An 11,287-nucleotide genomic window follows, 5' to 3' on the forward strand; every position below is an offset into this window, starting at 1 on the left:
GTTTTTAGTTTATTGTCGATCTCACTTCACCGCAGGTAAGCATGGCTTCTCCAAAAAACGGGTTCCTGATTTCTTTGCTGTTACTTAGCCAGTAGGCACCTTTGTTATTATTGGCCATGGGGCAAAAGTTCACATACAACTTCTGGTTAGCTCCAAAAGCCTCTACGATTTTTATTAAAGGCTGTGAAAGGAAAATAAAGTTTTCGCGTTTCCCTTCTATTGTATTAGCCTCCTTACACAACTTTGTGTGTTTGAACAAGAAGGCCTTTTTTTCTTCCCAGAAATCCTTAGCATGACCAGACAGGGAATTTCCATCAAGTTTATCAAGAGCAGACAACAGTTCTGTACTCGATTCCTGTGTCTCCTCTATATTAGCCCTAACCAGTCCTTCTTTAAGTTCCAGATAGGCTTCGATTACTTTATTAAGTTGGTTTTTGAAAGCTTTAGGGACATCTTTGCTCATATCCATCACATCTTCCTGAACAAATTTTGAAGTTTTTGTTTGCTCCGGCATGTCGTTCCCCTCTTCCATTTCCATTCCACCGTGATTGTGTCCTGTCATGGCAGGACCACCTTCCGGGCTCATCATACTTCGTTTGCCTTGTAATTGTGCTGCAGCATCCACCTTGAATACTCCATTGGCTACCACCTCATCTCCCGCTTCCAGACCTTCTGTAACCACATACAAGTCCCCTGCCTCGGGCCCTAAGACCACTTCCCTGAACTCAAAGGTAGGCTCTTCAAACTCCGGGCTCTTTACATAGACCACAGCTCTTTTCCCGGTCCACAGGACAGAAGACTTGGGTATTACCAGTGCATTTTCCATATTTTCCAGTTTGCTATTAATGACCCCCTGGGCGAACATGTCTGGCTTTAGCTGGCCTTTAGGATTATCTACTTCTGTTCGCACCAAAGCGACCCGGGTTTGGGGGTTAATAACCGGATCAATAAAAGTAACAGTACTTGAAAAGGTTTGACCCGGCATCGAGGGTACAGAAAAAGTAACTTTATCTCCTTCTTTAATCCAGGCAAGATCGCTTTCATAGGCGTCATAAAGAACCCACACCTTGTTCAAATTAGCAATATCAAAAAGCGGCTGACCTTCACCCACATAATCCCCTTCACTTATATTTCTACTGGTAACGGTTCCCGACTGTGTTGAATAGATATCAAAATTGTATTGCACTTGCCCGTTCTCCTGAATATTCTGAATTTGAACATCTGTCAAATCCCACTGCTTCAGTTTCCTTACCGCGGCTTCATAAAAGGAAGGGTTTGTCTCTTTAAACCTGACAGCTTCCAATAGCTCCTTTTGCGCCTGTACCAGTTCTGGGGAATAAATAGAAGCCAATCTTTCTCCTCTCCTCACTTCCTGTCCCGTGAAGTTCACAAATAATTTCTCAATACGTCCCGGAAAACGTGCAGTCACAGCCGAAACATTGCGCTCATCTGCGGTTACCCTCCCCGTAAGATATATCTCTTTAGTAGGTGACCCTGCCTTTACAGTCACGGTTTGAATATCGGCAATTCTGGCTGCGGCTTCACTCATTTGTATCTCAGAGTCATTGACAGCTGCAGACGCTTTTACGGGTATTAATTCCATGCCGCATATGGGACAATTTCCCGGTTCCTCCTGTCTGATCTGTGGATGCATTGCACAAGTCCATATTTCTGATTCTCCTTCCTCATGAGCATGGGCTTCCTCCAGCTGATTTTCGTTGGTGGCTGAACTTTCTGATGTTCCACCAAAAAAAAGCCACCCCAATAGGAGCCCTCCAAATAAAAAGCCGAGGCCGATATAAATTGATTTCTTATCTATCTTATTCATAATTTTCTCCAATTAAATAATTGATCCTGTATACGTTGTTATTTTGTTCTGTTCTTGCCCTTGCCAGTTCAAGGCCGTAGTTTAAAAGCTGTCGTTCCATACGAATGATCTCCAGGACATTATTTCGGCCTGTGGAAAGTTCAGTCTGGAACAGCTCCAGGGATTGTCGGGCAATTGTTGTTAAACGGCCATAAAGCTCAACATTCCGTCGTGCGTCAATGTAGTCGCGATATAAGCGTTCCAACTCGGTTTCCAGTTCATTCTCCAGGTTTTCCCTTCTCAATTCCACTGCCTCTTGCTGCAGGATGGCTTCCTGCCGCATGGACTTGTATTTTTTTCTGTAAAGAGGTATCCGAATCCCCACCTGTGGAAAAATGAAAACATCCTGTCCATTGTCGGGAAGTGCCATTCCGGGTTCTAAATCGGTTCTTGGGGCAATATTCGTATAGCTTGCACCTAACGTAAATGAAGGTAAACCCATTTTTTTAGCCACCGTAAGCTGCTCCCCGAAACTCCTCGCCTCATGGTCGAGCTGTTCAAGGCGCGGATTTCTGGCTAAGATCATCTCCAGCAGAGCCCTCTTCTCAATTATAAGTTCTTCCTCCCAAAGATTGTCGGGAAACTCAAGGGGTTCCTGGAGTTCTGAATTTAACAACTCTTCAAACTCCGTCACCAGGGGAAGCCTGCTGTCCCGCAGGTATGCGAGCCTGCTTTCCAATTCTTCCTCTTCCAGTTCAACCTGCAGTACAGAGGAAAAACCTGTACTCCCGCTCTCGAACTGCACCTCAGCAATGGCCTTAAAAGAGCTAAGCAGTTCCAGGTTTTCTTCCATAACCTCGATAGCTGTTTCAAGGTAATACAACTCGGTGTAGGTTATTTTTATATCCCTGTAAAGCTCAAGTTTAGCATCTTCAAAAACCTGTAACCTGGCCTGAGCCCTTTCAGCCGCAACCCGCTCCTGAGCTCCAAGAGTCCCAAACCAGGGAAACATCTGGCTAAAGGAAGCCATAGCCTGTTGCGCCCCTACCCGGGTTTCTACTGGTTGGATGAAGTAACCAAAACTAGCCTGGGGATCGGGCAATGTTCCTTCTTGGGTTACCTCCTCCAAAACAGCGAGATATTCATTGAAAAGGGATCTTAATTCAGGATTTTCTTCGGCTGCCAATACAAGATATTTATTCAAATACCTGCTTTCGAATTCTTCTTCCTGGGCGTAGGATGCCGTTGTAGATATTCCTACAAATAGCATTATCAAAACGCCTGTATTTATGATTTTCTTTCTCATTACTGATTTAATTCTTTTTTATGTTGCTCCTGTAACTTGGGGTTTGACCATTTTCTCTCCTGCCACATGCTATACAGTACAGGAACCACAAACATCGTTATGGTTTGGAACAGCATTCCTCCAAAGGTAGGTATCGCCATTGGGATCATAATATCTGAACCTTTACCTGTAGAAGTGAGGATAGGCATTAGCGCAATTAACGTAGTTGCAGTGGTCATGACAGCGGGCCTTACCCTTTTACTTCCTGCCATTACTACAGCTCTTCTAATGGAAGCTTTGTCTGTCGTTCTTTCTTCAGCAAAAACCTGCTTGAGATAGGTTCCCATAAGTACGCCGTCGTCTGTTGCCACCCCAAAAAGGGCAATAAAACCTACCCAGACCGCAACACTTAAGTTTATAGGCCCTATTTGAAAGACCTCCCGCATATTTTCTCCAAGAAGATTGAAATCCAGGAACCACGTCTGGTTATACAACCAGAGCAGGATAAACCCTCCCGACAATGCCACGAAGACACCTGAAAAGGCCATTAATGTGGTCTGAAAATTGCCAAACTGGAAGTAAAGCAGCAGAAAAATAGCTAACAAGCTGATAGGAATAACAATAGACAAAGTTTTTGCAGCCCTTAATTGATTTTCGTAGTTCCCTGCAAACTTGTAGCTCACTCCGGGAGGTACTACAAATTCTCCTGATTCAATTTTCTCATTGATCAGAGCTTGTGCATTTTCTACTACATCTACCTCTGCAACATCAGCTTCCTTATCAAAAATTACATAGGAGAGCAAGAAAGTATCCTCACTCTTTATGACCTGAGGTCCTTGTACATACTGGACCTCCGCCAAATCTCCCAAAGGAATTTGGACTCCGGTAGGGGTAGGTACCAGTATGCTTTTGACATCTTCAGGATTATCCCTGAACTCACGGGCATACCTCAGCCTAACCCCATACCTTTCCCGACCTTCTACGGTGGTAGTCATAGACATACCTCCCACGGCAGCACTTATTATACGTTGCACATCACCAATAGATAAACCGTATCGCGCGATCGCCTGTCGGTTTATATCAAGTTCCAGATAAGGTTTACCTACTACCCGGTCGGCAAAAACAGACGGTGCTTTTATACCCGGCACTTCTTGTAGGATTGCTTCCATTTGTAGCCCAACCTCTTCAATCGTTTCCAGATCGGGGCCAAATATTTTCATACCCATGGGGGCTCGCATTCCTGTGGAGAGCATTATTAATCTCGTGGCTATGGGCTGCAGCTTTGGTGCAGAGGTGACTCCCGGTAAGCTGGTAGTGCTAACTATCTCATCCCAAATATCGTCTGGTGATTTGATGTGATCCCTCCATTGACGGAAATATTCACCGCCTGCGTCGGGAACCAATAGAGACACATCAAGATCTTGTCGCTGCATCGTCTCAGGATCAAAAACTTCCCCGTTCTGCAAAACATACTGCTCTTCATCGTTCACTTCAAATCGCATGCGACGGCCGTTCTGGTCAAGAACATATTCCGACCTGTAGTTTATAACATTCTCGTACATCGATATTGGGGCTGGATCCAAAGCTGTCGCTGCCCGTCCCCATTTACCTACCGTCATGTCAACCTCTGGAATTGCAGTTACTCTCTTGTCCAGGATTCGAATTGTTTCAATATTTTCCTCTACACCGGAGTGGGGCATTGTGGTGGGCATTAATAAGAATGATCCTTCTTCTAACGGAGGCATGAACTCTTCACCTGCACCAGGAAAGGTTTCACTTATACCCAGCCAAACCTCAGTTTGCCTTACGTTATATCCAAGTTTATCAAAGCCTGTAGCAACAGGACTAAAGATCTTATCAAAACCCTGCCAGGTAAAAAGCCCGAAGAGAATTATCAAAATGGGAAGCGACAAAAATTTCCATTTATTTTCTAAAGCCCACCTAAGGATGGGTTGGTAATATTTTACCATCGCCATTAATAATCCCAGCACTATGACTATAATCCCTCCTACAAAAATGAGATTGGTAAATTCAGATTGATCTGCACCAAGTGGCAACCATTCTCTGTTTAAGAAAAACAGGACCCCAACTAATACAATTCCAATGTTTAGATAGGTTGGATATTTACGCTTTTCTTCAGGCCATCGCGGCTCCAGAAGATTGTTAACTCCCAGTGCTATAAACATTAATCCTACCCAGGCTACCTTAAACAATAGTAAAATTCCTAATGCAATAAGGGCAAAATTCCAAATTCTCCGGGTTTTCTTTTTCCCAAAGTTCATGGAAAAGAGTCCATGCGCCAAGGCGGGGATCACAACGAGTCCCACAAACATCGCAGCAATAAGGGCAAAGGTTTTTGTGAAGGCAAGTGGTCCAAATAACTTTCCTTCCTGTCCTGTCATAGCAAAAACGGGAATAAAACTAATGACCGTTGTTGCCAGTGCAGTTAATACGGCTGAGGCAATTTCAACCGTTCCTTCGTAGATGACGGGCAATATAGGACGACCTTTATTATCAGGTAATTCAAGATGTCGCAGTATGTTCTCTGTGAAGATCACCCCAACGTCAAGCATGACTCCAATAGCAATGGCAATCCCGGAAAGAGCTACGATATTGGCATCTACTCCTGCGTACTGCATGACTATAAACGTCATGAGTACCCCAATAGGAAGTAGACCTGAAATCATAATAGCTGCCCTTAAATTTAGAACGAGTACTATGACCACTATAATGCTAATCAAGATCTCCAGAATAAGTGCTTCCTCCAGGGTTCCTAAAGTCTCATAAATTAATCCGGAGCGATCGTAGAAAGGCACGATTGTAACTTTGGAGACAGTTCCGTCTGCCAGTGTCTTACTTGGCAATCCGGGAGCAATATTCTCTATTTCCTTTTTTACATTATCAATAACTGCGAGAGGGTTCGAGCCATATCTTGCGACAACCACCGCTCCTGTTGCCTCTGCGCCCCCTTTGTCCAGCCCACCGCGCCTGGTAGCTGGCCCCATCTGTATCCTGGCCACATCTTTGAGGCGAATAGGAGTATTCTCATTGACAGCAACAACAGCTTCTTCGAGATCCTCAAGGCTTTCTATATAGCCCAATCCACGAACCAGATATTCTGCCCGGTTAAACTCAATGGTGCGTGCTCCTACATCCAGATTGCTCTCCCGCACAGCCTCCATTATTTGTTTGACATTTACGCCGTAGCTTTTCATCGCGGTAGGATCAATTTCCACCTGATACTCCTTGACAAATCCTCCTATTGAAGCTACTTCAGATACACCTTCGGCAGCAGATAAAGAGTACTTGATATAAAAATCCTGAATAGTACGAAGCTCCTGAGGATCCCACCCCCCGGTTGGCTCACCGGTTTTTGGGTCTCTTCCCTCCAGAGTGTACCAAAACACCTGTCCCAATGCTGTAGCATCAGGACCCAGGGCGGGCTGGACGTCTGCTGGGAGTGTTCCGGCGGGCAGAGAATTTAACTTCTCAAGAATTCTCGAGCGGCTCCAGTAAAATTCCACATCCTCTTCAAAAATTATATAGATGCTTGAAAGACCAAAAAGGGAACTACTTCGAATAGTTTTTACGCCTGGCACTCCCAAGAGTGAAGTAGTAAGGGGATAGGTTATTTGGTCCTCGATGTCCTGAGGAGATTTCCCCATCCATTCGGTATAGACGATTTGTTGGTTTTCACCAATGTCTGGTATGGCATCCACTGGCACGGGATCCCTTGGCATCCAGTCTAAGTCCCAGTTAAACGGTGCTGTAGCTACTCCCCAGGCCATTAAGGCAACCGTAAGTAAAGCGGTCACCAATTTGTTCTCTAAAAAGAACTTTATAGTTTTATTAAGCATTTGGTTTTAATTCTGAATTAATACTCTTTTGAAGCTGCACGTTTGCAACATCAAAAAAACTCTGCTCCGGCGGTAAAGCACCAGAGCCTAAATATTAATTCAGAATCAAATTAAGAAGGTCTCGTTCAATATGTGGATTTCCTGAACGATTAAGGGAGGTATATACTTGATAAAAGGAATATCTTTCGCAGGCAGTTCTTCAAAAAGCCCGTTAAATGAATAAGCAAAACTTACAAGAAATACTTGCTGATCAAAGTTGAGATCATAAAAGGATATCTTCAAATCTTTCTGACCATCAATAGCTATAGAATCGTCAGAACAACCTTTCTCATCAGCTACTCCGGAATCATGTTCCATTCCGCAGGTATCAGCTTCAAAAAAGACTGATTGGTCCACAAGAAAATCACCGCAAAAGTGTTTATTCACAGTAAAGGACATTGTCGATAGGAACATTAAAAATGCCAGGACCAAAGATGATATTTTTAATAGGAAGGCTTTCATAACACTCTTCTAATTTCCTCTATTCATTAGCTAATTATCACTGAAATAAGGTTGAAATTATATTTGGAGCATTTTAATAATTCAATAACAAAAATAATTAATTGCTCTTTTTTCAAATATGATCAAAGTCATATTTTCCCTTTTCTCTCAGAATTCTAAACATAGGACGCATTTTCCTTATCCAGAATAAAGATAGCTCAAAAGGTTCAAAAGCACTTTTAATATAACAGAAAAAACATTCACTATTAAGGGTTTGTAATTATTTAACAGTAAAGACTACGAAAAATGGTCATGAAAAGATTATAAAATATAGAAGAATCATATGACGTTTAGAAAAGAGAATATTTACTTTACCTAAATTACCAGTATCTAAAAATTGAGACAATATAGGCGGCCAAACCTTCTATTTTCCCATGGCTTTCAACAAAAAACTTATTGTAATGTTTCTTTTCACAAAAGATCAATTCCTTACTATCTCAGAACCTATTGAGATCTGTTTTACGTTTTTCTTCTTTATTTTTATAATCCGAAGGAGTTACACCAGTAGCTTTTTTAAAGTGGGTTGATAGGTAGGTAGCACTGCTGTACCCCGTTTCATGAGCAATCTCTAAAACAGTTAGCTCGTTATACTCCAATAACTCCTTTATTCTTTCTATCTTTACTTCACTATAAAACTTCTGAATATTTTTCCCTTCAAGTTTTGTAAAAATATGGGTAAGATGGCTATAGTCGTAGTGTAGACGGCTGGTCAACAGATCTGAAATCTTCTGTTTCCCAAAATCTTCCTCCTTGTAAACCCGCGCAATGATTATTGATTTTATCTGGTTCACCAGGCGTTCATTTTTTTCGAAAATGAGCTCAAATCCCACTTTACGTAACTCTTCCTGAAACAATGTGAACTCAAAATCTGAGAGACTCCTTTCCAACTCTGCCTCTCCCAAAGACACTCTTTTGAAAGGAATTTTTAATGTAGTCAGTATTTCTCTTACGCTCCTTTTGCATCGCTGGCAAACTACATTTTTAATCTGAATAACTCTATGATTTTCAATATTCATAGAATTCCTGTCAATTAAAATTTCCTTTTTCATGGTTGATGGTTGGTTAGTTCTTTAGGTTTTATACTTAGTCATTCATCCTTTGTTCATCTGCACTGACTTGAAAAGGAATACTAATTTTCTTTCTTTCCCAAGTGAGAGAAATTACTCCTTCATCATTTTCTATTTTTTGAACTTCATAAGTCAGTGCCTCCTGGACATTCTCCAGCGTCTCAGAATGAACTTCCAAAACAACTACATTTTCTTTTTCATCATATTCATCCTTTCCATGCTGATCCCAACGGGAATTGAACATGACTTTCCAATTTTCTTTACCGGGAACTGTAAAAAAAGCATACTTCCCGGCAGGCAATATTTCATCACCAATTACCAAATCCTTATTGGTTTCTATCCAGGTCGCTTTATGAGCTCCGGCCTGCCAAACTGTGTTGTAGCCTACCAGTCCGCCAAAAATTATCCTGTCACGCACGCGTGGTGAAGAATAATCTATATGAATATGAGCCCCATCAATTATGGCCATGGTACTGGTATGCGGACTTAACACCTCTTTGTTTTGTGTTGTCACCTTTTCGGCCTGGTGGTTTTCATGTTGCGCCTGCATCCCACTTGTGGAAAATAATACAAGCAGCACGTAAATAATATATTTTGTGGTTTTCATGGAAAATGTTGTGTTTAATTAATTGTTTTTATTAATGCTTACGCTAATATTTTCAGTTTGGATATCAGAGAAAAATTCCAGTTTTCCTGCTTCATATAGGGAGTCCAAATCACGTAACGGTGTGGAAAACTCTTTGGCTTTATAGTTTTGGTAATCTACGAACCTGATTCCTTCTACCACCCTGGGATTCAACGCTTTCCTGAACCTTATTCCCCCGTCATTGGTAAAAAACCTATAAGCTAAATAATCTACCGTGAAATTTTCCTTGTGGATCCAGTATAAGAACTCATCCTCAAAATCTGTCCCTCCACCTTCCTCACGAAAGGTAACTTTAACTTCGTAATAGGTCTCCCCTTCCACCTCATCTTCCCCCAACAGTTCTTTGTTGGCCGCAGGCGAATTGAGCACAAAAGGCACCTGGACAAAATAATGAACAGAATTTACCCCATCACTTATCCGGGTGACCATCGAATCTGGAACAGTAGCAGCTTTGCTGTTTACAAAACGTTTCAGACCCTCATTGCTTAGAACATCATGTGTGGTGTTACCGGCGGAATCCTTTACAATACGCTCCAACCGGAAGATGTCCCCATTGCGTTTACTCTTATATCTCCTGTTCCTAAAAGTGAAATCGATTTCAGCATTTACATAGTTTTCTCCACCGGAGGCCTCAATACTTTTCTCTATAATTTTCTCACCTTCTGATTTTTTTTCGGAAGTGCCACAAGACAGCGATAATACTGAAACCAGTATAGCAGTTAGAACTGTATTTTTGTGAAAGGTGTTCATTTTGATTTCTCCCATTTTAAAGTACTTAAATTCGATCCCTATGAAAAGTCCCAGATAACGATGGGCTTTCCTCAATTTTACCCCTGTTTTTCTTTTGACCAATAATTATAATTTTTATTTGTTGCTGAAAACTTTTTATAAAGACCCTGCACCTGAAGTGTTAACTAATTAAACAGACAATTTCCAGGCACAGGGCCGGGGGATTATTTTCTTTTACCTTACTTCCATGGCCAAAGAATCCATCCAAACTGTGAATTCTTCCTTCTCCTTGTCAGAAAGTTTCGCATCCCAATGCACCAGGGTATATGATTGCAAAGGCATTTCCCCATCTTTCACCTGGCTGCTTATAGAGCGCAACTTACTTCTTTGCCGCCGGGAGGAATATTCCCCAAATTCACTAAAATTCAAATCTGCCTTGCCTTTTTCAATATGGTCGTTCAAATACCAGGTAAACGGCTGGATCTTATTATACCATGGATAATTGGTATTATTGCTATGGCAGTCATAACAAGAGGTTTGCAGGATGGTATTGATGTTTTCGGGCACCTCGTAAATCTCCGTAAAATCTGATTTAGGAATATAATCACTATGATTGCGGTTTGTGGGGATAAACTGTATCCCCACAAAGGCAACCAATAAAATCAGACCGATGATCTTTAGGAACTTCATTCCTTAAATTTCCTTCTGGACTTCTCCACAGCTAAGCATATTTTGTCCAAAGTAAGGGTTCCTTATTTCCTCACTGGTGCTTAGCCAAATCGCGCCTTTCTTGTTGTTGTACATAGGGCAAAACTGCTGATAAAGCCTTTCGGGGGAACCGGTAATAGCCAGCATATCAACCATATCAATGCTCATTAGTTCAAAATGTTCCCTTTGGTGTGCCATATCGCTATAGGAAATATGATCGGCGTGTTCCTTGGCACTTTCAATAATTTCGGTCAGTTCCTGCCGTTCGGCAGCTTCATAACCGCTCATATTAAAGTTTTCAAAAGCTGCTACGAGGCTTTCACCGGCTTGCGCAGCCCCTTCGGAATTATCGGCTACCAGGGCATTTTTTAGTTCCATATAATCATTAACGATAATTCCCGTCTGTGAATCCTGGTTTTCACTGCCAGACATATTTTCGGAAGTTTGTTCCCCACCTTCCATCATTTCTGAACCTTCGCTCATATTTTCATGGTCCATTCCTGAACGGTCAACGTTTCCTTCTTCATTGTTGTTTTTACAGGATACTGCTGTTAAGCTCACAATTACTAGCATTGCAATTCCTAAGTTAACTTTTAGATTTTTCATTTTTGAATTGTTTAAACTGATATTAATTGATATTGATACTTC

9 protein-coding genes are annotated in these 11,287 nt (G+C 41.8%); all 9 read right to left on the minus strand.

All coding sequences use genetic code 11. The annotated features are described in order from the left end of the window. Positions 1 to 4: 4 nt before the first annotated feature. Positions 5 to 1,828: an efflux RND transporter periplasmic adaptor subunit gene (locus RM541_RS08370; RefSeq protein ID WP_266069606.1), complete on the minus strand. Its 1,824-nt coding sequence runs from the start codon at positions 1,826 to 1,828 to the stop codon at positions 5 to 7. Next, on the minus strand, positions 1,821 to 3,113 hold the full coding sequence (locus tag RM541_RS08375; RefSeq protein WP_266069607.1) for a TolC family protein: 1,293 nt from the start codon (positions 3,111 to 3,113) through the stop codon (positions 1,821 to 1,823). The genes RM541_RS08370 and RM541_RS08375 overlap by 8 nt, the downstream gene beginning before the upstream one ends. After that, a complete protein-coding gene (locus RM541_RS08380) occupies positions 3,113 to 6,949 on the minus strand; it encodes an efflux RND transporter permease subunit (protein WP_266069608.1) in 3,837 nt (1,278 codons plus the stop codon). The genes RM541_RS08375 and RM541_RS08380 overlap by 1 nt, the downstream gene beginning before the upstream one ends. A gap of 105 nt (positions 6,950 to 7,054) precedes the next feature. Then, on the minus strand, positions 7,055 to 7,450 hold the full coding sequence (locus tag RM541_RS08385; RefSeq protein ID WP_266069609.1) for an HYC_CC_PP family protein: 396 nt from the start codon (positions 7,448 to 7,450) through the stop codon (positions 7,055 to 7,057). Between the two features lie 476 nt (positions 7,451 to 7,926). Beyond that, positions 7,927 to 8,538 (minus strand): helix-turn-helix domain-containing protein, encoded by a 612-nt coding sequence (locus tag RM541_RS08390; RefSeq protein WP_265164200.1) that lies wholly within the window; start codon positions 8,536 to 8,538, stop codon positions 7,927 to 7,929. A gap of 34 nt (positions 8,539 to 8,572) precedes the next feature. Then, on the minus strand, positions 8,573 to 9,163 hold the full coding sequence (locus RM541_RS08395) for a DUF2911 domain-containing protein (RefSeq protein ID WP_189602862.1): 591 nt from the start codon (positions 9,161 to 9,163) through the stop codon (positions 8,573 to 8,575). A gap of 18 nt (positions 9,164 to 9,181) precedes the next feature. Then, entirely contained in the window at positions 9,182 to 10,054 is an 873-nt protein-coding gene (locus RM541_RS08400; RefSeq protein WP_229793614.1) for a DUF6503 family protein, read from the minus strand. Between the two features lie 111 nt (positions 10,055 to 10,165). After that, positions 10,166 to 10,621: a heme-binding domain-containing protein gene (locus tag RM541_RS08405; RefSeq protein WP_189602861.1), complete on the minus strand. Its 456-nt coding sequence runs from the start codon at positions 10,619 to 10,621 to the stop codon at positions 10,166 to 10,168. Positions 10,622 to 10,624: 3 nt separating this feature from the next. Further along, positions 10,625 to 11,245, minus strand: coding sequence for a DUF3347 domain-containing protein (locus RM541_RS08410; protein WP_265164202.1), 621 nt, complete (start codon positions 11,243 to 11,245; stop codon positions 10,625 to 10,627). Positions 11,246 to 11,287 lie beyond the last annotated feature (42 nt).

Source organism: Autumnicola psychrophila (assembly GCF_031846645.1).
Lineage (GTDB): Bacteria > Bacteroidota > Bacteroidia > Flavobacteriales > Flavobacteriaceae > Autumnicola > Autumnicola psychrophila.